The organism is Streptomyces sp. NPDC127100 (assembly GCF_042724095.1).
Classification (GTDB): domain Bacteria; phylum Actinomycetota; class Actinomycetes; order Streptomycetales; family Streptomycetaceae; genus Streptomyces.
On the sequence record NZ_JBHXFL010000005.1, the window covers coordinates 16,694 to 35,640 of the forward strand.

Annotated in this window: 23 protein-coding genes and 2 pseudogenes; 6 read left to right on the forward strand and 19 right to left on the reverse strand. The window is 72.4% G+C overall.

Going from position 1 to position 18,947, the window contains the following annotated elements:
* Positions 1-179: 179 nt before the first annotated feature.
* Positions 180-1,121, reverse strand: coding sequence for an oxidoreductase (locus ACFWJB_RS07820; RefSeq protein WP_385467646.1), 942 nt, complete (start codon positions 1,119-1,121; stop codon positions 180-182).
* 179 nt (positions 1,122-1,300) lie between these two features.
* On the opposite strand from ACFWJB_RS07820, the gene ACFWJB_RS07825 reads away from it, so the two are divergent.
* Together ACFWJB_RS07825 and ACFWJB_RS07830 are read left to right on the forward strand one after the other, a co-directional pair.
* Entirely contained in the window at positions 1,301-1,858 is a 558-nt protein-coding gene (locus tag ACFWJB_RS07825; protein WP_386920946.1) for a TetR/AcrR family transcriptional regulator, read from the forward strand.
* Between the two features lie 103 nt (positions 1,859-1,961).
* Positions 1,962-2,141 (forward strand): annotated as a pseudogene (locus ACFWJB_RS07830) (DoxX family protein); the annotation flags it as partial.
* A gap of 177 nt (positions 2,142-2,318) precedes the next feature.
* On the opposite strand, the gene ACFWJB_RS07835 reads toward ACFWJB_RS07830, so the two are convergent.
* The 3 genes and pseudogenes from ACFWJB_RS07835 to ACFWJB_RS07845 all read right to left on the reverse strand — a co-directional run.
* Positions 2,319-2,696, reverse strand: coding sequence for a fic family toxin-antitoxin system, toxin component (locus ACFWJB_RS07835; protein ID WP_386920948.1), 378 nt, complete (start codon positions 2,694-2,696; stop codon positions 2,319-2,321).
* Positions 2,696-2,941 (reverse strand): hypothetical protein, encoded by a 246-nt coding sequence (locus ACFWJB_RS07840; RefSeq protein WP_386920950.1) that lies wholly within the window; start codon positions 2,939-2,941, stop codon positions 2,696-2,698. Before ACFWJB_RS07840 ends, ACFWJB_RS07835 begins: the two co-directional genes overlap by 1 nt.
* Positions 2,942-3,009: 68 nt before the next feature.
* A pseudogene (locus tag ACFWJB_RS07845) lies at positions 3,010-3,255 on the reverse strand (MFS transporter); the annotation flags it as partial.
* A gap of 102 nt (positions 3,256-3,357) precedes the next feature.
* On the opposite strand from ACFWJB_RS07845, the gene ACFWJB_RS07850 reads away from it, so the two are divergent.
* Positions 3,358-5,532, forward strand: a complete 2,175-nt coding sequence (locus tag ACFWJB_RS07850) for a SpoIIE family protein phosphatase (RefSeq protein WP_385467635.1) — start codon at positions 3,358-3,360, stop codon at positions 5,530-5,532.
* On the opposite strand, the gene ACFWJB_RS07855 is transcribed toward ACFWJB_RS07850, so the two are convergent.
* The 4 genes from ACFWJB_RS07855 to ACFWJB_RS07870 form a co-directional block, all read right to left on the reverse strand.
* On the reverse strand, positions 5,518-6,372 hold the full coding sequence (locus tag ACFWJB_RS07855) for a M23 family metallopeptidase (protein WP_385467632.1): 855 nt from the start codon (positions 6,370-6,372) through the stop codon (positions 5,518-5,520). The genes ACFWJB_RS07850 and ACFWJB_RS07855 overlap by 15 nt on opposite strands.
* Before the next feature lie 26 nt (positions 6,373-6,398).
* Positions 6,399-6,905 (reverse strand): ArsR/SmtB family transcription factor, encoded by a 507-nt coding sequence (locus ACFWJB_RS07860; RefSeq protein ID WP_385467629.1) that lies wholly within the window; start codon positions 6,903-6,905, stop codon positions 6,399-6,401.
* A gap of 173 nt (positions 6,906-7,078) precedes the next feature.
* Positions 7,079-7,255, reverse strand: a complete 177-nt coding sequence (locus ACFWJB_RS07865; protein WP_385467626.1) for a hypothetical protein — start codon at positions 7,253-7,255, stop codon at positions 7,079-7,081.
* A 71-nt stretch (positions 7,256-7,326) separates the two neighbouring features.
* Positions 7,327-9,090 (reverse strand): SpoIIE family protein phosphatase, encoded by a 1,764-nt coding sequence (locus tag ACFWJB_RS07870; RefSeq protein WP_385467623.1) that lies wholly within the window; start codon positions 9,088-9,090, stop codon positions 7,327-7,329.
* 215 nt (positions 9,091-9,305) lie between these two features.
* On the opposite strand from ACFWJB_RS07870, the gene ACFWJB_RS07875 reads away from it, so the two are divergent.
* Positions 9,306-10,115: a universal stress protein gene (locus ACFWJB_RS07875; protein WP_385467620.1), complete on the forward strand. Its 810-nt coding sequence runs from the start codon at positions 9,306-9,308 to the stop codon at positions 10,113-10,115.
* A 75-nt stretch (positions 10,116-10,190) separates the two neighbouring features.
* On the opposite strand, the gene ACFWJB_RS07880 is transcribed toward ACFWJB_RS07875, so the two are convergent.
* Complete coding sequence (locus ACFWJB_RS07880) at positions 10,191-10,730, reverse strand: EF-hand domain-containing protein (RefSeq protein WP_385467617.1); 540 nt, start codon at positions 10,728-10,730, stop codon at positions 10,191-10,193.
* 260 nt (positions 10,731-10,990) lie between these two features.
* Positions 10,991-11,857 carry a PhzF family phenazine biosynthesis isomerase gene (locus ACFWJB_RS07885; protein WP_385467614.1) on the reverse strand — a complete coding sequence of 289 codons (867 nt, stop codon included), beginning with the start codon at positions 11,855-11,857 and terminating at the stop codon, positions 10,991-10,993.
* Positions 11,858-11,949: 92 nt separating this feature from the next.
* Between ACFWJB_RS07885 and ACFWJB_RS07890 the strand changes: the two genes are divergently transcribed.
* Entirely contained in the window at positions 11,950-12,840 is an 891-nt protein-coding gene (locus ACFWJB_RS07890; protein ID WP_385467611.1) for a LysR family transcriptional regulator, read from the forward strand.
* Between the two features lie 130 nt (positions 12,841-12,970).
* Here the strand turns inward: ACFWJB_RS07890 and ykgO are convergent, their stop codons facing one another.
* The 8 genes from ykgO to ACFWJB_RS07930 form a co-directional block, all read right to left on the reverse strand.
* On the reverse strand, positions 12,971-13,093 hold the full coding sequence (ykgO, locus tag ACFWJB_RS07895) for a type B 50S ribosomal protein L36 (RefSeq protein ID WP_386920955.1): 123 nt from the start codon (positions 13,091-13,093) through the stop codon (positions 12,971-12,973).
* A 37-nt stretch (positions 13,094-13,130) separates the two neighbouring features.
* On the reverse strand, positions 13,131-13,391 hold the full coding sequence (locus tag ACFWJB_RS07900; protein ID WP_386920957.1) for a type B 50S ribosomal protein L31: 261 nt from the start codon (positions 13,389-13,391) through the stop codon (positions 13,131-13,133).
* A 72-nt stretch (positions 13,392-13,463) separates the two neighbouring features.
* Entirely contained in the window at positions 13,464-13,628 is a 165-nt protein-coding gene (rpmG, locus tag ACFWJB_RS07905) for a 50S ribosomal protein L33 (protein WP_386920959.1), read from the reverse strand.
* A gap of 288 nt (positions 13,629-13,916) precedes the next feature.
* Complete coding sequence (locus tag ACFWJB_RS07910; protein WP_385470141.1) at positions 13,917-14,729, reverse strand: GvpL/GvpF family gas vesicle protein; 813 nt, start codon at positions 14,727-14,729, stop codon at positions 13,917-13,919.
* Positions 14,726-15,040: a gas vesicle protein K gene (locus ACFWJB_RS07915; RefSeq protein ID WP_385470143.1), complete on the reverse strand. Its 315-nt coding sequence runs from the start codon at positions 15,038-15,040 to the stop codon at positions 14,726-14,728. The genes ACFWJB_RS07910 and ACFWJB_RS07915 overlap by 4 nt, the downstream gene beginning before the upstream one ends.
* Before the next feature lie 49 nt (positions 15,041-15,089).
* Entirely contained in the window at positions 15,090-16,019 is a 930-nt protein-coding gene (gene gvpJ / locus ACFWJB_RS07920; RefSeq protein ID WP_385470145.1) for a gas vesicle protein GvpJ, read from the reverse strand.
* Positions 16,012-16,479, reverse strand: coding sequence for a gas vesicle protein (locus ACFWJB_RS07925; protein WP_386920962.1), 468 nt, complete (start codon positions 16,477-16,479; stop codon positions 16,012-16,014). The genes gvpJ and ACFWJB_RS07925 overlap by 8 nt, the downstream gene beginning before the upstream one ends.
* Before the next feature lie 139 nt (positions 16,480-16,618).
* The gene (locus tag ACFWJB_RS07930; RefSeq protein ID WP_386920964.1) at positions 16,619-17,155 is read right to left on the reverse strand and encodes a hypothetical protein; all 537 of its coding nucleotides are present in this window, start codon (positions 17,153-17,155) and stop codon (positions 16,619-16,621) included.
* A 265-nt stretch (positions 17,156-17,420) separates the two neighbouring features.
* On the opposite strand from ACFWJB_RS07930, the gene ACFWJB_RS07935 reads away from it, so the two are divergent.
* Positions 17,421-17,999: a dihydrofolate reductase family protein gene (locus ACFWJB_RS07935; protein WP_386920966.1), complete on the forward strand. Its 579-nt coding sequence runs from the start codon at positions 17,421-17,423 to the stop codon at positions 17,997-17,999.
* Here ACFWJB_RS07935 and ACFWJB_RS07940 read toward each other — a convergent pair.
* Positions 17,996-18,943 (reverse strand): class I SAM-dependent methyltransferase, encoded by a 948-nt coding sequence (locus ACFWJB_RS07940; protein ID WP_386920968.1) that lies wholly within the window; start codon positions 18,941-18,943, stop codon positions 17,996-17,998. The two genes, ACFWJB_RS07935 and ACFWJB_RS07940, sit on opposite strands and share 4 nt — an antisense overlap.
* Positions 18,944-18,947: the final 4 nt, after the last annotated feature.

Here is an 18,947-nt window from a genome sequence, read left to right on the forward strand (position 1 = left end):
GAACCTGCCGGGTGCTGTCCCCGATTTGACGCCTGGGTCTGCCCGTACGGTGCGGCCATGATCACGTTGACTGACAGGAACATTCTCTCCCTGGTGGGCGTCTGCGGCGGCCGCGGCCGGTTGGAGGGTGCCCCAGGCTGCGAGGCTGTCCTTTCCGCGCCGGGGCTTGGCCTCTCGCGTCACTGTGGTTTCGCGGGTAACGGGTAGCGCACGCCGGTGAGCTGTTCCGAGAGTTCCCACAGCCGGTGAGCGGTGGAGACGTCCAGGGTGGCGGGTTCCCGGCCGTAGAGGACGGGCTGGCCTCGGAGCTGGAACGGCCCATCGGGCACGACGTAGCTCCCCCCGGGCAGATCGGGCACGGTCGAGGCGTACAGGGAGGTCTTAGCGCCCTCGGGTGTGGGGCGGAAAGCGATGCGCAAGAGCAGGCGCGTGAGAACTCCGTAGACGGGGCCCCGGGTGCTGTTGGCGCCGCCAGTGAGGACGTTGGAGCGCGTGAGTCCGGGTGCGACAGCCATACTGCGGAGCTTCAGCCCGGCGGCGTAGGCCCTCCGCTGCAGTTCCATGGCGAAGTAGAGATTGGCTCGCTTGGACTGCACGTAGGCAAACGCCGCTCGGTAGCGGTGCTCGGCATTGAGATTGGTCATATCGAAGCGGGCGAAGCGCTGGCCCTCGCTGCTGACTGTGACCACGCGCGGGTCGGCGGCGGCGAGCAGGTGGGGCATGAGGAGGCCGGTGAGCGCGAATGTGCCGAGGTGGTTGATGCCGAACTGGGACTCGAAGCCGTCGGCGGTCCGTGAGAAGGGCACCATCGCCACGCCGGCATTGTTGACCAGTAGATCAAGCCGGTCGTGACTCCAGCCCTTGGTGAAACTGCGGACAGATTTCAAGTCTGCGAGGTCGAGCATGCGCAATTCGGCGTGGACGCCGGGTACGTCGGTTCGCAGCCGCCCCACTGCGTCCTGCCCTCGCTCGCGGTTGCGGCAGGCCAGGACGATGTGGGCGCCTCGCCGGGCGAGTTCACGAGCTGTGACGTACCCGATGCCACTGTTGGCGCCGGTCACGACAGCCACCCGCCCCGACTGGTCAGGGATGGAGTCCAGCGTCCAACTGTCACGGGCCATGGGGACCTCGATCCATGCCTCAGGAGTGCCTGCGACCCGAAGAGCCGAGCCGCATTGCAACTCGAAGTTGCGATATTCTGATCCTGTCGCATGCTGGACCGTCAACGCAACTTGGAGTTGCAATGGAGTCTGTCGAGTCGTCCTCAAGGCGCGCCCCTGCTGTCGGGCGAGGCGAGAAGATGCGCGCCGCCGTGCTGGAGGCGACCATCACCGAGCTCACTACGACCGGGTATGCAGCGTTGACCGTCGAGGGCGTCGCCCAACGGGCCGGCGTGCACAAGACGACGATCTACCGAAACTGGAAAGACTCTGACGGCCTCGTCGCCGACGCACTGACCAGCCACTTCGCCACAGACATCCCGATCCCCGACACCGGGACGGTGGAGGGTGACCTGCTCATACTGGCCCGTTCCCTCGTTGCCACCATGACAACGCAAGCAGGCCGGGCCCTGCTGACCACAGTCCTGTCGGACGCCGTGCGCATCCCCCGGCTCGCCGAAGTCAAGGATGCGCTCTTCGACGACCGGTTCCGGCGGGCGGAACCCGTTGTCACCCGAGCCATCGAGCGCGGCGAACTGCCTGCCGACACCGACCCAGCCGTACTCCTCGAAAACCTCGCCGCGCCCATCTACTTCCGGCTCGTGTTCACTGGCGGACCAGTCGACGAGGCGACCGCAGACCGGGCAGTGCACGTCGCCCTGGCCGCCGCGCACGCTCGCGCGCTGCCATCAGTCTGACCACGGGTGCGGATGCCGGGCCGGCAGAAACACTCCACGGTCCTCAGCGAACAACGCGTGCACCGCGAAGCTTTCCTGCCCCGGAAACGGCAAACGCACCGCTGCGGCATCCACGCTCGCCGACTCAGCGCAGGTGGGGGTCCCCCGATCCTGGCTCCCCTGGTTGGCCGCCCTCAAGCTGGCTGGCGCGGCGGGCCTCCTCCTCGGCCTCTTCGACGCCGCACTGCGCCTCCTCGGTGTCGCTTCGGCCCGTGGTCTCGTCCTGCTCTACAAGGGCGCAGTCGTCTGCCTGGCCCTGGCCATGCCCTCCTGACGGGCGTGCGGTGTTACCCAGAGTTATAGCCCCACCGAGCCTGCCATTGGATCCGCCGGTGCCGGCCGACCCGCGGGAGGAACTTCCGCTGCCGAAACCCGTGCGGTTGGACGAGCCCTCACCGGTTCTGCGCGATACGTATGCCGGTCAGGTGACGGTGGGCCAGCCGCGGAGCACAGCGGCGATCCTCCCGGCCGTGCAGGCGGGGTCCAGGAGCACGTCCTTGAGGGCGACGGCGTCCTCCCGGGCGGGTTTGACGGTGATCCCGGCGGCTTCCAGGTACATGACGCCGGTGGCGGCGGCGACCGCCAGGTTGGACCGCTCCAGCCAGCGGCAGCGCCCCAGCGTGTGCACCAGCGCGGCGGCCTTGGCGTACGGGCCGTCGTAGACGGGCTGCTCGAACAGCTCGGCCCGGTGCCGGGCGACCGCCGCGAGGGGAACGCCGTAGTCGTCGGGGGCCGGATCGTCCGCTCCGGCGGCTTCGGCGACCTGCAGGATCCAGGGGACGTCGATGTTCAGGTCCATCAGGCCGCGTGCGCTCCCCGAGCCTTTTCCGCCTGCCGGGTGTCCTCGGCGTCGTCGAAGACGGCCTGGTGTTCGGCCAGGAAGCGGGCGGCGGCGTCCACCGCTCGCGCGCGCAGGCCGCCGGCGTCGTCCTGCACCAGGCGGGCGAGGTAATCGCCGACGCTCAGTCCCAGGTCGGCGGCACGCTTCTTCGCGAGGTCAGCGATGTCCTCGTCCACACGGGCACCCAGTTGCGTCTTCGCCATACCCAGCATGGTAACAGCCGTTACCGGTCCGGCGCCGAGGTGGCGGTTGCGCTCGGTCCGCCGAGTGCTCACCGCGCGGTGCGGGGACCGCGGGCGGCCGGTGTGGTGAAGGTCGCGGCCACCACGAGCGCGAGGACCAGGAGCAGGGCGTTGCGGAGCCCGAAGTGCTGGCCGAGGTGGCCGAGCGAGGGCGGTCCGACGAGGAAGGCGACGTAGCCGACGGTGGCGGCGAGCGAGACCCGCGCGGCGGAGTCGTCGCCGGAGCCGCCGGCCGCGGAGAGTGCGACGGGAACGCCGTCGTCACCGCCGCACCCCGCCTCCCCCACGCGGCGCCCTGACCGCTCCCCCGGAGGACGGTGCCCGGGTGTCGCGGCGCGCCTTCGCTTGTCGGCGATCGACGGAATACCGTCGGACATATGAGTACGCATGCCCCGGGCAGTGGCGGTGACGTGGCGTCCCTGGACGAGGCGCTCAGCGCCACGGTGCGCAGAACGGGGGCTCTCGCCGGTGGTGTGTACATGCTGTCGGCGCGGGAGCCGGTGCTCGTCCTGACCGCGGTCTGCGGCATGCCGGTGACGACCGTGGCGCCGTGGGCGCGGGTGGCGGTCTCGGCCGCTGGACCCCTGTCGGAGGCGTTGCGGGAGGACCACCTGGTCTGGGTGGGCCGCCAGGAGGACATGGCCCGGCTGTATCCGAACGCCGCGGCCGGGATGCCCTACCAGTTCGCGGTGGCCTTCGCTCCCCTGCACGGTGTCCGCCGCTACGGGGTCATGGCACTGGTGTGGTCGAAGAGCCACCCGCCCTCCCTGACGCTGCGCGAACGCGGGCACATCCAGTCCAGCGCGGGGCGCCTCACCCAGGTCCTGGACCAGGGGCCCGGCTCCTGGACCATTCCGGACCAGCCGCGTGCCGTGCCCCTGCGCCGGCCCGGCCTGGCTCCGGACCAGGCCGGCCTCGCGGCCGTCGACCTCGTCCAGCGCCTGCCCCTCGGCGTCCTCGGCCTCGATCTGGAGGGACGCATCACCTACCTCAACGAAGCCGCCGCCCGCCTGCTCGGCCGCAGCACCGACCGTCTCCTGGGCAATGCGCCGTGGCAGGCGGTGTCCTGGCTCGACGCCCCGGTCCACGAGGAGCACTACCGCGCGGCGGTCTTCAGCCGTGAGCCGGTCGCCTTCACCGCGCTCCGGCCTCCCGACCGATGGCTCGACTTCCGGCTCTACCCCGACGAGAGCGGCATCAGCGTCCTCGTGGCCCCCAACCAGGACCAGCACCCGGCCGACGCTCCGCCGCCCCGGATCACCGCCCCCCTCGCGACGCCGAGGGGGGCCGGCACGGGGCGGATCCACCAACTGATCCACCTGTCGGCCGCGCTGAGCCAGACCGTCACCGCCTCCGACGTGATCAACGTGGTGGCGGACCAGATCCTGCCCGCCTTCGGCGCCCAGGGCATGGTCCTCTCCACGAACGACTCGGGACGCCTGAGGATCACCGGGCACCGGGGGTACGACCCGCGCGCCCTCACCCGCCTCGACGGCCTGCCGCTGGACACCGAACTCACGCCGGCCGGTCATGTGCTGCGCAACGGTTCCCCGGTCTTCTTCTCCGATCCCGAGGAGATGGCCCGCGAGTACCCGAAGGCCTCCACCCTCAGCGACAAGCAGGCCTGGGCCTTCCTCCCGCTCGTGGTGTCCGACCGCCGGGTCGGCTGCTGCGTCCTGTCCTACGACCACCCGCGCTCCTTCGGCGCCGGAGACCGCGCCGTCCTCGTCTCCCTGGGCGGTCTGATCGCCCAGGCCATGGACCGCGCCCTGCTGTACGACGCCAAGCACGATCTGGCCCACGGCCTGCAACAGGCCCTGCTGCCGACGACGCTGCCGCACGTCCCCGGGCTCGACGTCGCCGCCCGCTACCTGCCGAGTGCCCACGGCATGGACATCGGCGGTGACTTCTACGACCTCATCCGGCTCGGCGACACGACTGCCGCAGCGGTCATCGGGGACGTGCAGGGGCACAACATCAACGCCGCCGCCCTGATGGGGCAGGTCCGCACCGCCGTCCACGCCACCGCGGGCGCGCGCCCCGGCGACGTGCTGTCCCGCACCGATCGTGTCCTGGCGGACCTGGAGACGGACCTTTTCGTGTCCTGCCTGTACATCCACATCGACCTCGCCGAGCGACGCCTGCACCTGGCCAGCGCGGGGCACCTCCCTCCGCTCCTGCGCACCTCGGTGCCAGCAGCGTCGACCGCCGTGCTCGACGTGGAGCCCGGCCCTCTGCTCGGCATCGGCGCGGCGGCCGACTACCCGGTCACCACCGCCCCGCTGCCGGCCGGGGCGACCCTCGCCCTGTACACCGACGGCCTCGTGGAGACTCCCGACTGCGACATCACGGAGTCGATCACCGCCCTCGCCCAGCACCTCACCGCGGCGGGTGACCGGCCGGTCGACGAACTGGCCGACGACCTGGTGCACCACGCCGTTCCCCGGCACACGTACACCGACGACATCGCCCTGCTGCTGTTGCACAGCCCGGGCGAGGGCGACGGGACGGCGCCGGGTGACGGACGCCGTCCGGGGTCACGCCCCGCGTGACGGTGCGGGCGCCCCGGCGTCCTCGCCGGCCGTGAACACCTCGCCACCGGAGGGCACCCCGACGCCGCGCCAGCGGAACGGCACACCGCGCGCCGTGTCCAGGTCCGGCCCGTCCATCAGCTGGAAGTGCACATGCGGCTGGGTGGAGTTGCCGGAGTTGCCGCAGCGGCCGAGCACCTGTCCGGCGACCACCCGGTCGCCCGCCCGGACCCCGAGCGAGCCGCGCTGGACGTGCGCGTAGAGGGCGTACGTCCCTTCACCCAGGTCGAGGACGATGTGGTTGCCCACGACACGGCGGGGTCCGCCGATCATCCTGCAGGCGCCCTCGATCAGCCAGAAGTACAGGACGCCGACGAGCGAGCTGCGGCTGAGGTGGTCGCGTTGGCCGTCCTCGGCGTGGGCGACTATGGCGTCGGCCACCGCGTGCAGGGGCGCCCCGAATGCGGGGTATGCCTGGTTGCGTTGGGCGACGGGCCAGAACCAGACGGGGGCCGGGCGGACGGGCCCGCCCTCCGGCTCGGCGACGATGTCGATGGCGTAGGTCTGCCCGAGGTGGTGCGTTCCGTGGCTCGGCACCTTGTCGGCGGGACTGTTGAGGGCGGACCAGCGGCCGGTGACCGGGGGCGCGACCTCGACCGGCGCCGGAGGCCGTGTCACGGCCCGCCGATGGGCGGAGCGGGAGACCACCAGCCCGACGGCGATCGCGCCGAGCGCGGGCAACCAGCTCACCCAGTAGCCGTACGGCAGGTCCACGAACGATCTGACGACGATCTGGACGAAGAAGATCAGCCACAGCCCGTACCGGAACCTCGCAGCGAGCTTGCGTCGACCCTCGGACATACTTCCCCCCTTGATGCGGACAATGGTCAGGTGACGGGGCGCGCGGCCGTGAGCACGACGAGCAGCGGAACCACTCGCCCCGCGGGGACCTCGTACCGGCCGCGCTCCGGCGTGTGCAGCCAGCCCGCGCCGGTCAGCTGGCGCAGGTGGTGGTAGATCTGGCCGGTCGTGCCGACGTCCTCGAGCGCGGCCAGCTCCGCCGCGGTGCGCAGACCGCCCAGGATCTCCCGCAGCAACCGCAGCCGTACGGGGTTGCCGAGGGCGGCGAACGACTCGGCTGCCTGCGGCCAGTCGTCCGCGAACAGCGTCTCCGTGAGGAGGCCGTACTGCCACTCGTACCGGTGTCCCGTCGGCACGCGCACCGCCCCGGTGAACAGCACCGCGCCGTCCGCCTCCTGCGTCACCGGGTGCCGCGCCTTCAGGGCGTCGAGAGCCCAGAAGTCGCCCTCTTCGACCGGGGGCGCGGCCGGGCCCGTGCTCTCCAGTTCCGTCACGCGTCGTTCGAGCGCGGCAACGCGCTCCTCGAGATCCATGATGATGAGATTACGTAATTATGTAATTGCGTGCAAGGCTGCTCGCGGCATGCGAAGCCCCGTCCACGCGGCGGGCGCGGACGGGGCGGCTCGTGTTGCCGGGGCCGGGCCGAGTCAGCGGGTGCGACGCGGGACGCGGCGGGGACGGGAGCCCCCGCCGCCGTCACGTACCGCTACGCGCGTCCCTCGAAGTCCCGGCGGACCGCGGCCCCCTGGTCCTCCGTCAGTCCGGCGTCGTCCGGGAGTTCCAGGACGGCTCCGCAGTGCTCGCACAGCTTCCCGTCTCCGGCGGGAGTGCCGCAGGCCTTGCAGAAGCGGTTGTGGCTCCGGTCCTCTGGTGTCTTCGTCATGATCTCTTCCGCGCGTCGGGACAGAACGGCAGACGAGTTCCCGCAACGGCGTCGCCGATGCCCGGCCTGCCTCACCGGGCTCCTGGAACGGGGTCGGCGGCTTTCGCGATGCGGCCGTTCGCCCGCGTCGGTGTGCGCAGCGCGAGGAGGGCGACGTCGTCCAGGCCCGGCGGCTGGACCCGGCGCAGGAGTTGGTCGGCGAAGGACGGCAGCGGCCGGTGGGCGAGTGCCGCGGCGTGCTGGCGCAGCCGGTCCAGGCCCTGGTCGAGGGTACGGCCGGGGACTTCGATGAGCCCGTCGGTGTACAGCAGGAGGGTGCTGCCCGGCGGCAGCAGGACCGAAGCGTCGGGACGGGACGTCCTGAGCCCGGTGCCGAGCAGGAGGCTGTGCCCGTCGGTGAGGTACTCGGTCAGGCCGTCGCGGCTGACGAGCAGGGGCGGGGGGTGGCCTGCGTTGGTCCAGGACAGTTTCCAGGTCCCGTCGTCCGTCTTGACGACGCGGGCGAAGACGAGCGTGGCCATGGAGACGTCCGTGATGGGCATGATCGCCTCGTCGAGGCGCTCCACGATGCGGCTGGCGGGCTCCTGCTGGGACCAGGCGTAGGCACGGAGCATGTTGCGCAGCTGGGCCATTCCGGCCGCGGCCTCCAGGTCGTGGCCGACGACGTCCCCCACGGCCAGCGCGGTCGCACCGTCGGACAGGGAGAAGGCGTCGTACCAGTCCCCTCCGACCTGCGAGGCGTCGGGAGCGGGCAGGTAGCGGACGGCCATCTGCAGTCCCGGTACACGCGGCATCTGGGGCAGCAGGTGGTTCTGCATGGTCTCGGCGACCGCTCGCTGGCGCTGGTAGAGGCGCGCGTTCTCGAGGGCCAGGCTGGCGCGGCGAGCGATGTCCTCGATCAGGGGCAGGTCGAAGGTGGAGAAGTCACCCGGCTTGTCGGCTCGGCCCAGGGTGAGAGCTCCCAGGACCTCCCGGGTCCCCCGGAGGGGAACGATGGCGGCGGAGCGGATGCCGGTGGCGTCGAACAGGTGACGCTGTTCGACGGCGATGCCGGAGTCCGGGGCTCGCTGATAGGTGTCGGGTCCGGCCAGGGCGGAGGCGACGCCGCGCAGGGCGCGGGACAGGGGCATGGGTGATTCCTCGGGCACGGGCGGCATGGGTCCTTCGAGCTCCTCCCGGTGCACCAGGCGGTCCCCGTCGACGTGGACCACGGCGGTCCGCCACACTTCCTCGTGTTCGGTGATCAGGTCGATCACGGCCCAGTCCGCCAGCCGGGGCAGGACCAGGGCCACCAGTCGGCGCAGGGTCTCGTCGACGTTGAGGGTGGAGGCCACCTGCGTGGTGGTCTCGGCCAGCAGGGCCAGGCGTTCGAGTTCGCTCATGGGCTCCGCGGAGGGCTCCGGGCGCGGCCCGGTGGAGTGCGCCTCCTCACGCACATGAAAGATGACGAGCGTGCAGGTGTCGTGGCCGTCCACGACGTAGGGGGCGATGAACCAGGAGATGGGCAGGACGGAGCCGTCGGAACGGGCGAAGTAGTCGCTCTCGCCCTGTGCCGGATGTCCGGCGTGAAAGGCCAGCCGCATGGCGCACCGGGTGGCCGGCAGTTCCTCGCCGCGAGGTCCCCGGTGCAGCAGTTCGTGGGCGTCGTGGCCGGCCATGTCCGCGGCCCGGCGGCCCAGCAGCTCTTCGGTGCGTTTGTTGACGGCGACGATCCGGCCCTGCTCGTCGACCACGTACGCTCCGGCCCTGATGACTTCGAGGGCCTCGACGACCTGCGCATGAGGCGCTTCCCGGAACTGCTCGTTGCCGGTGTCCGCTTCTTTCGCGCCTGCCATGTCCGGTCCTCCTCGTGGCCGCGCCGCCTCGGTTCCGCTCCTGCTGCGCGGCTGTCCGGCGGCGCCTGCCGGTCTGCTTGTCCGTATGCCCCATGGTGACGGACAACGCTCACGCCGTCCGTCGGATCACGTGAGCACCGCCCACTCCAAGAATTGCAGCGGCCTGCCGATGGGGCGACGCTGGGAAGGCACAGCCCGAAGTGGAGCAGCCAGCTATGGGCAATCCGGTCGTGGTCGGGGTGGACGGCTCGGCGACGAGTCTCACCGCCGTGGAAGCAGCGGCCGCGGCGGCGGTACGGCGCGGTGCGCAGCTGCGTGTGGTGCATGCCGACAGACCGGTCAAGCCCAGATACATGGTGCCGGACCCGGCTCTCGGGGTTCTCGTCCACGAAGCGGCGGCCCACGCCTATCGCGTGGCGTCCGAGGTCGTGGTGACCAAGGCCGTGGTCACGGGTGATCCGGTGCACGTACTGGAAGCCGAGTCACGGTCCGCCGACCTGATCGTCGTCGGCTCCCGGGGCAAGGGGGGCGTCACGGGCCTGCTGCTGGGCTCCACCCCGACGGCCTTGGCCGCCCACAGCCACTGCCCGGTGATGACGGTCCGCGAAGAGCACCGCCCCACCGCCGACGCGGGGCCCGTCGTACTGGGGGTCGACGGCTCCCCGGACAGCGACAGGGCCGTCGACGTCGCCCTCGCCGAAGCCGCGCAGCGCCGGACCGGGCTGGTGGTGGTGCACGCATGGCAGCCGGACGGGGCGGCCGGCGCGGACCCCGGGCCCGCGGCGCGGAGGCTGACCCGGGCCCTGGACGGCCGCCCGGACGGCCGCCCGGACATCACCGTCCGGCGCGACCTGGTGCAGGGCAAGGCGCGTGACGTGCTGCTCGAAGCGAGCACGACGGCCCAGCTGCTGGTCGTCGGCTCCCGCGGACGCGGCGGCATCGCCGGGCTGCTCCTGGGCTCGGTGAGCCAGGCCCTGATGACGCACGCCCACTGCCCTGTCGTCACCGTGCGCCGGGCGGCATGAGTGGTCACAGTCGTCCGGCTCTCCGGTCCCCCCGCGCCTCGGGGCTCCTGCGCCCGTACCGCGGCCGGGTGGCCGTCAGCCGGTCCCGGCCGGGACCAGGTGATCGCCGGGGATACCGGACTTCTCGGGGCGGTAGTAGTCCCTGATCCCGTCCGCCCAGGTGGACACGCGGATGCGGTCCTCCGCGTCCGGGCCGAAGGCCTGGAACAGCGCCTCGATGTTGGGCCGCGCGAAGCCGATCGCGAGCATCAGCGCGACGAACTCGGGGCGGGCGACGAAACCGTCGCCGTCCGGATCGCCCATCTCGGCCAGCGCGTCGGCGAACTCGTCCACGGTGGCGTCGAAGCGCTGCGGATTCAGGACGACGGAAGTGAACTCCGCGGGGCTGACGCGGCCGTCGCCGTTGGCGTCCAGTTCGGTCAGGAGGGTCTCACCGTAGCGGCGGAAGGCACCGGACAGCCTCGTCTTCGCGGCCTCGCCGGCTGCTGGTACGGCGGCCACGACGCGGGCGCTCATCAGGTCGAAGTCGGACTGCTCCAGGTATCCGTTCCCGTCCGCGTCGAAGAGGGAGAAGACCAACTCGACGCGGTCGGTCGCCTCGGTGGTGGGCGTCATGCGGCATCCCTGCCTTCCTGGTGGAACGTCACCGTCGGAACGCGCCGGGGACGGTGCCCGGCGGTTGCCCCACTATCAAGACGTTCCGACCACCGCGACGGGGAAGCCCGGTACTTCACACACGATCGGAGGGAATCGGTCCGTCCGTGCATGAAGCGGGGTCCGACGGGACAGCACCCCGCTCCACGGACGCCGCGGGCGACGTCCCTGCCGGACGCCCGCCCACGGCGCGGAGCTCGCCACGCCGCCCGCGGCGTCCGTCATCCGGCGATCGGCACGGCGTGACCGGTGACGCGGACGCGGTGATCGTGCAGGTCCGCACGAACGGTGAGCTCGCTGGGCCGGCCCATGTCCTCACCCTGCCGGACGGTGAACACGCCGGAGGCGGGCAGCGCGCCGATCGTGCGCAGGTAGCCGCCGAACGCGGCCGCGGCCGCTCCGGTGGCCGGGTCCTCCACCACACCGCCTACCGGGAACGGGTCGCGCGCGTGGTACAGGTGCTCGTCCTCGCGCCGGACCAGGTGCACCGTCGTCCAGCCGTTCTTCCGCATGAGGGCGGCGAGCGCCTCGAAGTCGTAGTCGAGATCGGCCAGCCGGTCCCGGGAGCCGGCGGCGAGCACCAGGTGCTCGTTGCCCCCGAAGGCCACGTGCGGCGGCAGTTCGGGGTCGAGGTCGGCACTGTCCCAGTGCAGGGCCGACAGGGCCTCCTCGACCTCGTCGGTCCGCGCCGGCCGCGACCGGGTGGGCACGCTGGTGAGCGTCGCCCGCACCGCGCCGTCGGCGTCCGCCTCCGTCGTCACCGGGATCTCCCCGGCAGGGGTGTCGAAGACGAAGTCCCCGACACCCAGACGTTCGGCGAGCGCCACCGCCGTCGCCACGGTGACGTGGCCGCAGAAGGCGACCTCGGCGAGCGGGCTGAAGTACCGGAGCGTGAACCGGCGCCGCTCCTCGTCCCGGGAGGTGACGAACGCCGTCTCGGAGTATCCGACCTCGGCGGCGATGGCCCCCATGCGGTCGGGGCCGAGCAGCTCGGCGTCCAGGACGACACCGGCCGGGTTGCCCCCGTCGGGGCGGGAGGTGAAGGCCGTGTAGCGCAGCACGTCGACGACAGGCGATGAAGTGGTCATGCCCCCATCATTCCGCTCCGCGCTCATGAAATCCAACGATGGTTTTTCATCACTGCCATTAGGTGTTTCGATGGCACGGGTAGGGTGCCGTGATGGACACCCGACTGCTCCAGACCTTCGCGACGCTCGCCCGGACGGGCAGCTTCACCGGCGCCGCCGTCGAGCTGCGCCTCTCCCAGTCCACGGTCACCGTGCAGATCAAGTCGCTGGAAAAGGCGCTGGGCGCCCGGCTGTTCGACCGCATGCCGCGCGGCGCGCTGCTCACCGAAGCGGGACGCCGTCTCGTGCCGCTGGCCGAGGACGTCCTGGAGGCCGAGTCGCGCCTGCTCACCGCGGCCGGCGGCGAGGGCCCGGTCACGGGCGGCGTGACGGTGGGCGCCGGTGAGACCCTGTGTTCCGCCCACCTCCCCCAGGTCATCGCCTCGCTGCGCCGCTCGCATCCGGGGATCGAGGTGCACCTGCGGGCCTGCGGTACGGACACCGCGGTGGACGGGCTGAGGGCGGGCGTGATCGACTGCGCGCTCCTGCTGGAGGACCGCGTCGACCACCCGGACGTCGTCGAGGAGCGGATCTCGGACCAACCCCTGGTGCTGCTGGCCGCGCCCCAGCACCCCCTCGCCGGACGTGAGGCCCCGGTGGGCTGGCCGGAGCTCGCCGGGGCGGACTTCTTCCTGCACGAGCAGGGCTGCTCCTACAGCGACCGGCTCGCCGGCCGGCTGCGGGCCGTCGCGGGAGCACAGCCCCGCCTGACCCGGTTCGGCAGCATCGAGGCGGTCCGGTCCTGCGTCGCGGCCGGGCTGGGACTGACCGTGCTCCCCCTGGCCAACGCGGCCCCTTCGCTCCGCGACGGCACGCTCGCCGCCGTGGCGGGCCCCGCCCTCCCGGACGTCCCGGTCCTCCTCGCCCGGCATCGGCGCCGTGGCCCCACGGCCGCCGCCGACACCGTCGCCGCGGCGCTGCGGCAGCACTTCCGCACCGCCTGACGGGCGGTCACGCGGTCACCGCGGGGCCCGCCGTCGGCGCCGCTCCGCCCGGCCGGGCGACCGCCCCGACGCGGACGGCCCGGCACCGCGGGTGTGCGGTGCCGGGCCGTCGGTCCGTCGTGTCGCCCCGTCAGCCCTGCCGGGCCTTGAAACGCGGGTCGTTCTTGTTGATCACGTAGGTCACCCCGCGCCGGCGCACCACCTGGGCGCCGGGCTTGGTCTTCATCGAGCGCAGGGACTTGCGTACCTTCATCGTGGTGCACCTCCGGGGAGCCGGGCGGGACCCGCCGTCAGCGGCGGGCGGGGGCGGCGGTGCCGTAGCGCCGCTCGAAGCGCTCCACACGGCCCGCGGTGTCGACCACGCGCGAGGTGCCGGTGTAGAACGGGTGGCTCGCCGACGAGATCTCCACGTCGACGACCGGGTAGGTCACGCCGTCCTCCCACTCGACCGTCCGACGCGCGTCGAGTGTGGAGCGGGTGAGCATGCGGAAGCCCGCCGCGCGGTCGCGGAAGACGACCGGACGGGAGACAGGGTGGATTCCGTGCCTCATGGGTGCTGTCCTTCCTGGAGGCCGCCCACCGCGGGGCGGCGGGCGGGTCGAGCGGGAACCGCGGTCGCCCGGTTAGCGCGACTCGCGGAAGAGCACGTGCCCGCCGACGACCGGGTCGTACTTGCGCAGGACCAGTCGGTCGGGGTCGTTGAGACGGTTTTTGCGGGTCACGTAGGTGACGCCGGTGCCGGCCGTGGAGGTGAGCCGGACGACCGGACGCGTGGTGCTGCGTGCCATGGGGTGCTCCTGTCGCCACCGAGTCGATTTGACTCGGACATGTCATACATGCGGTGCAACGCCCGCATCGGGTTCCGCATTCCCGACGAGGGGTGGCGTGGAGGGCGGTCGCCTTCGCGGCGGCAGGCTCCGCGGGGCTTCAGCCGGACGATCGTCCCCGCAGGCTTGAAGTGAGGCCCGGGGACACTGTCCCCTCCACGCTCACGGTGGCCACAACACGGCCGGCCGCGCCGGCATTCCCGGTCCTGCGGAGGGGGCCGTCGGCGGGACCGGCGGGCGCGCCCGGAGTCAGTGCGCCGCGTGCTCCGCCGGCTCGTGCGGCCGCGTCTCGGTGAACGAGTACGGCGGCCAGGGACCGAGGAATCGGATGCGCAGCCCGGGCCGGTCGGCCTGCGCGTCGCCGAGGACGGCGCCGACGGCGTCGATGTCCTCGTGCCGGACGAGCAGAGCCGCGCACAGCACGTCCGTCTCGCCCGGGGTCCGGTGGGCCGGTGCGCGGTCGCGGAGGTCCTCGGCGACCGCCAGCAGGCGGCGCCGGATGCCCGCGTGCAAGGTGTCCGCGAGCTGTCCGGCCGCGTTCTTCTCGCGCTGCTCCCGCTGTTTGGCGAGCAGCCGGCGCAGGCCGGGCGACCGGGTGTCGCCCTCCGTCCCGCCCGGGTCGGCGGCCGGGCCGTCGGCCGTGGCGGCGGCCGCCCTGTCCAGGGTGATCTCCACGCGGAGTTCGCACCGGCCGGAGAGCGCCCTCAGCTGACCGGTGACGTCCTCCCGCTGTTCCCTGATCCAGTCCCCCAGCCGCTGCTCGGCGCTCCGGCCGGACGCGGCGTCGCCGTCGACCAGGACGTTGAAGGTCATCGGCAGCAGGCTGCCGGCGCGCTCCCAGACCGTGGTGACCGCTTCGCTCTGTTCCGCCACCCATCGCCGCACCTGGTCGTCGGCGCCCTGGAAGGGGGCCGGATCGGCGTCGTGCACCAGCGCGGCGACGCCGGTGCCCTCGACTGCCACCAGTCGCAACGGACGCCCGTCGAGTCCGGTGACGCCGCCGGCGACGCCCTGCCGGTCCGGGAGCAGGGCGTACACGTACAGGGCGGTGTTCTCCGTCATCGTCCGGCCTCCTCCGCCCAGCGCTGCGGGTTGATCAGCTTGTCCACGACGTCGTCCACCACGTCGTCCAGCCCGCGGTGCAGGTCGGCGACCGAGGTGACGATGCCGTGGTCCTCCTTGATCTGTTCCATCGCCTCGTCCAGTTCCAGCAGGGCGTCGGCCAGGCGTTCGGCCTCCTCCGGGTCGAGGTCGCCGCCGTCGATGCGGCGCATGGCCTGGCGGTCCAGCGCCTCCTGGATCACCTCGACCAGCGTCACGACGAGGGACAGCACCCCGTGCTTGAGGCTCTTCTCGTCGACGGTCAACGGCATGTCGTCTTCCCCTCTGTCCACAGCACCGCTCGTCCTCCGTCCACGCCGCTCACGCGGCGGCCGCCACCGGGCCGGCGGACGCGAGCCACCGCGCCCAGCGGTCCGGGTCGTCGGCGGCGAGCCGGATCTCGTCGCCCCCGGTGGTGAGGAGCAGCAGGACGCTCCCCTCGCCGCCGGGCCCGTATCCGGGCACCCGCCTCACCCCGGCCAGTTCGCTCGTGGGCAGCACCAGCGCGGGCCGTGCGTCGACGGGCGACTTCCAGGTGAGCCGGCCAGCCGTGAGCCGTGCCCGGCCACCGCGCCACAACGGGCCGGACCTGCGCGGTTCCTCGTACCACAGATGCCCCTCGGCGATCGGCGGCTCCTCCTCGGCGGCGGCCCCGGACGGCAGGACGGGCGCGAGGCTTCCGGCGCGGGAGCGGACGAGGAGGTCGTGCAGTGACTCCGGCTCCCTGGCGGAGAGCAGTTCCCGCCGCCCGTCGGCCAGCGACACCTCCAGGCGCAGTCGTTCCTCCCCGCCGACCGTCCGCTCCGGCTTCAGCCGCACACCGCGTACGGCGTCCAGGCCCGTCTGCCAGAGCACTTCCCGGGGCTCCTCGCGCAGGACGACGAGGCGCTGGTCGGTGAGGTACACCGTGCCCGGCCGCCAGCCGTGGTACACGCCCTCGGTCAGCAGGTGGCCGCCGCTCATCCGGCGGACGACGTTCTCGCCCTCGCGCAGGTCGAGGGCGCGGCGGGCGACGGAGCGCTCGGCCCATGCGCGGGTGGCCTCGTCCCAGTGGCGCATCATGCCGTACTCCAGCATCGTCTCCATGCCGGCGATGGCCGCCCGCACCGAGACGCCGATCAACGGGACGTCGGCGACGGCGACGATGAGGTCCAGGTGCAGGACCGCGCCCTTGTTGAGCAGGACTTCGACGAGGTCGTCCAGGGTGACTCGCGGTTCCCGGGTGGGCCGCATCGGGGGTCGTTCAGTCACCGCTGCCGGCCTTCCGTCCGGCCTCGGCCCGGTCGCGTGCTCCGTCGGCCTCGTCGTCCCCGCGGCCGTCCTCTTCCTGACCACCCGTCAGCGCGGCCTGCCCGGCGCCGTCCCGCATCTGCGCCTGGGCACTGCGCCACCCGCACCACGGGCACCACTGGTTCAGCAGTTGCTCGACGGCAGCGCGCTTGCCGCAGGCCGGGCAGGTCTCCTTCTCCTCGCGGGCCTCGCGCCACGCGGCGGTCTCGGTGTCCGTTCCGGAGGGGAACTCCAGGCCGTATCGGGCCGCCGTCTCGAAGGAGGCGAGCGCCGCCCGCAGCCGGATGCCCAACAGCTCGACCCCGGCGACCGAGACCATGATGTCGGCGTTCAGCACCAGGCCCTTGTCCAGCAGGGTCTCCACCACGTGCGCGAGGCTGCCCTCGCCGTCCCGGCGGGGTTGCATGGGGGCCGCGCTCACCGCCGGCACCGTGCGAGCCGACGGCTCACGTCCAGGGGCCACGGCGGGGAAACCGCCCTCGCTCGCCGTGGTGCTTCCGGTAAAGCTGCTCATTCCAGCCGCCTTGCCGCTCCTGGGACATTCACACCCGGCGGCCGCGCTACTGGATCAGTGAGTCCGCGGCGACGACGACGAGTCCGATGAGCATGTCCACCACTCCTGCCCGGCAGGAGGACAGCCAGCCGAGGCCCGCGGTGCGGGCTGCCGAGGCTCCCAGGCAGAACAGGGCAGCGGTGTTGAACACCAGAGCCACCTCGACCGCGGTGTCCTCCGACCACCACCCGGCGACCGCCACGACCAGGAGCAGCACGGTGGGCAGCACGGCGACGGGCAACGGCCACTCGGCGGCCACCGCCCGCAGTCTGCCGGGGCCGGCCGCCCCTTCGGCGGCCGCACGCCGGGCGACGACGTGCGCGTACCCGTGGGCGGCGCCCGAGGCCAGCGCCGTGAGAAGCACCCACAGCGCGTCCTGACCGGGGTCGGCGGCCTCGCCCGGTACGTCCAGCGCGGACACCATGGCGCTGGCCAGCACCAGGCCGTAGATGCCACGGAACAGCCACCGGTCCGCCAGCTCGGGCCGAAGGCCTCCCCTCGGCGCGTGGCCCCCGGGGCGGATGTTGTGGGCGCGGTCGGGCATCTCATCGCCTCGGTGCGGGAGGAGAACGGGGTCGCCCTATGCTCACCCGCGCCTCGTCCGCGGACGCGACGCCACGCGGGTCGGGCGAGCCGGCGGCCCGTACCCGAACGCGATGCCGCTCCCCCGGCGCGGACCGCTCACGCGTCGCGGTCACGGTCACGCGTCGCGGGCAGGTCACGCCCGTTCGGGCCCGGCCGCGATGACTTTCCGGTGCGGCCCCGGTCATATCGGGTAGACACGCCTTGCGCACAGGAGGGACGGCTCGATGTCAAACCTCATGGTGGACTTCATCATCTCGCTCGACGGTTACGCGTCCGCGGACGGCTGGCCCGGTCTCTGGGGCATGGGGGGACCGGAGTACCTCGCCTGGCTCGACCAGGAGGGCGAGAAGCGGCACACCACCCTCATGGGCGCCACGACGTACCGGCTGATGTCCGGGTTCGCCGAGGAGATGCCCGACGATCCCGGTTTCGCCGGGCTGACCGCGATGCCCAAGGTGGTGTTCTCCTCGACGCTGGATTCACCGCTGTCCTGGAAGAACAGCGAACTGGTCCGCGAGGACCCCGTCCGGGCCGTGCGGGACATGAAGCGGCGGGACGCGGGACACCTGCGCACCCTGGGCAGCCTGACCCTCTGCCGGTCGCTGCTGGCCGCCGGTCTGGCCGACCGTTTCCGCGTGGTCGTCTTCCCGGTCATCACCGGTGCCACCGGCAAGGAGCGCATCTTCGACGAGTACCCCGATGTCGCTCTCGATCTGGTCGAGAGCCGCACCTTCGACGGGCGGCTCCAGTTGCTCGAGTACGTGCCCACCGTCCTCGACGGACCGCCCGGAACCGGCGACTAGCACCACGGACCAGGACGACGGGGCCGCTGCCGCTCCGGGCCCGGCCTGGACGCGAACACCCAGCGGTTGCCCGCCAGTGCGTCGTTCCTGTTGTCGGGCAGCGGACCGCGTCCGTGCCGGTGTGTGAACTCGAAGGGGGTGTGGACCGAGGCGGACCAGCCGCTGCTCGCCAGCCGAGCCGCGGAGTCGGGCCGCTGCTCCCTGCTGAACAGGCTCAGCAGGTCGATGCCCAGCTGCTCGCGCGTCGACGTGTAGAGCGGGCTGGCGCGGTATTCCATCAGGTCCTTCTCTAGCTTGACCTCGTACGCCAGGGCGCTGCCCGCCGCGCTCAGCCGGTCCACCGTGCCGATCAGGTCGGTCTCGGCCGCGCCGGGCAGGTAGAACAACAGCCCCTCGGCCAGCCAGGCGGTGGGGACCGCCGGGTCGAAACCGGCCGCTCTCAGCGCCCCGGCCCAGTCGGTGCGCAGGTCGGCCGCGACAGGCACACGGGTCGCCCTCGGCGCTGCCGACAGCGCCCCGAGCACTTCGTGCTTGAACGCGAGGACACCGTCCCTGTCGATCTCGAAGATCACGCAGTCGGGCGGCCAGTCGAGCCGGAACGCCCGCGCGTCCAGGCCCGCCCCGAGCAGCACCACCTGGCGGGCACCGCCGCTCCGGACCGACCGGAGCAGGAAGTCGTCGAGGACGCGGGTGCGCAGACCGAAGTAGCGGGCGAAGCGTCCCCACAGCGGGCTCGCGTCCCCGTCCGGGGCCTGGTCCAGGTGGACCGGCCAGTGCGCGGACGCCGGGGCGGAGCGCACGAAGTGCTCCGCGTAGACGTCCTGGGCGAGGCTGTCGGGGCGGTGGGTCTCGATCGCCCGTGCCGCGGCGACCAGGAGGGCGGTCAGGCCGACTCCTCCCTCCACGCCGTTCGCACCGGTGCCGCGCGGTGCCGTGTCGACCATGCGT

Bases quoted from the DNA above. Each gene is read 5' to 3' on its own strand.
- ykgO (WP_386920955.1), bottom strand. From the start codon at position 13,093: ATGAAGGTACGCAAGTCCCTGCGCTCGATGAAGACCAAGCCCGGCGCC.
- ACFWJB_RS07935 (WP_386920966.1), top strand. From the start codon at position 17,421: ATGTCAAACCTCATGGTGGACTTCATCATCTCGCTCGACGGTTACGCG.
- ACFWJB_RS07860 (WP_385467629.1), bottom strand. From the start codon at position 6,905: ATGGATCTCGAGGAGCGCGTTGCCGCGCTCGAACGACGCGTGACGGAA.
- ACFWJB_RS07900 (WP_386920957.1), bottom strand. From the start codon at position 13,391: ATGAGGCACGGAATCCACCCTGTCTCCCGTCCGGTCGTCTTCCGCGAC.
- ACFWJB_RS07890 (WP_385467611.1), top strand. From the start codon at position 11,950: ATGGACACCCGACTGCTCCAGACCTTCGCGACGCTCGCCCGGACGGGC.
- ACFWJB_RS07825 (WP_386920946.1), top strand. From the start codon at position 1,301: ATGCGCGCCGCCGTGCTGGAGGCGACCATCACCGAGCTCACTACGACC.
- ACFWJB_RS07865 (WP_385467626.1), bottom strand. From the start codon at position 7,255: ATGACGAAGACACCAGAGGACCGGAGCCACAACCGCTTCTGCAAGGCC.
- ACFWJB_RS07835 (WP_386920948.1), bottom strand. From the start codon at position 2,696: ATGGACCTGAACATCGACGTCCCCTGGATCCTGCAGGTCGCCGAAGCC.
- ACFWJB_RS07885 (WP_385467614.1), bottom strand. From the start codon at position 11,857: ATGACCACTTCATCGCCTGTCGTCGACGTGCTGCGCTACACGGCCTTC.
- ACFWJB_RS07940 (WP_386920968.1), bottom strand. From the start codon at position 18,943: ATGGTCGACACGGCACCGCGCGGCACCGGTGCGAACGGCGTGGAGGGA.
- ACFWJB_RS07855 (WP_385467632.1), bottom strand. From the start codon at position 6,372: ATGTCCGAGGGTCGACGCAAGCTCGCTGCGAGGTTCCGGTACGGGCTG.
- ACFWJB_RS07930 (WP_386920964.1), bottom strand. From the start codon at position 17,155: ATGCCCGACCGCGCCCACAACATCCGCCCCGGGGGCCACGCGCCGAGG.
- ACFWJB_RS07875 (WP_385467620.1), top strand. From the start codon at position 9,306: ATGGGCAATCCGGTCGTGGTCGGGGTGGACGGCTCGGCGACGAGTCTC.
- ACFWJB_RS07820 (WP_385467646.1), bottom strand. From the start codon at position 1,121: ATGGCCCGTGACAGTTGGACGCTGGACTCCATCCCTGACCAGTCGGGG.
- rpmG (WP_386920959.1), bottom strand. From the start codon at position 13,628: ATGGCACGCAGCACCACGCGTCCGGTCGTCCGGCTCACCTCCACGGCC.
- ACFWJB_RS07880 (WP_385467617.1), bottom strand. From the start codon at position 10,730: ATGACGCCCACCACCGAGGCGACCGACCGCGTCGAGTTGGTCTTCTCC.
- ACFWJB_RS07870 (WP_385467623.1), bottom strand. From the start codon at position 9,090: ATGGCAGGCGCGAAAGAAGCGGACACCGGCAACGAGCAGTTCCGGGAA.
- ACFWJB_RS07910 (WP_385470141.1), bottom strand. From the start codon at position 14,729: ATGACGGAGAACACCGCCCTGTACGTGTACGCCCTGCTCCCGGACCGG.
- ACFWJB_RS07840 (WP_386920950.1), bottom strand. From the start codon at position 2,941: ATGGCGAAGACGCAACTGGGTGCCCGTGTGGACGAGGACATCGCTGAC.
- ACFWJB_RS07915 (WP_385470143.1), bottom strand. From the start codon at position 15,040: ATGCCGTTGACCGTCGACGAGAAGAGCCTCAAGCACGGGGTGCTGTCC.
- ACFWJB_RS07850 (WP_385467635.1), top strand. From the start codon at position 3,358: ATGAGTACGCATGCCCCGGGCAGTGGCGGTGACGTGGCGTCCCTGGAC.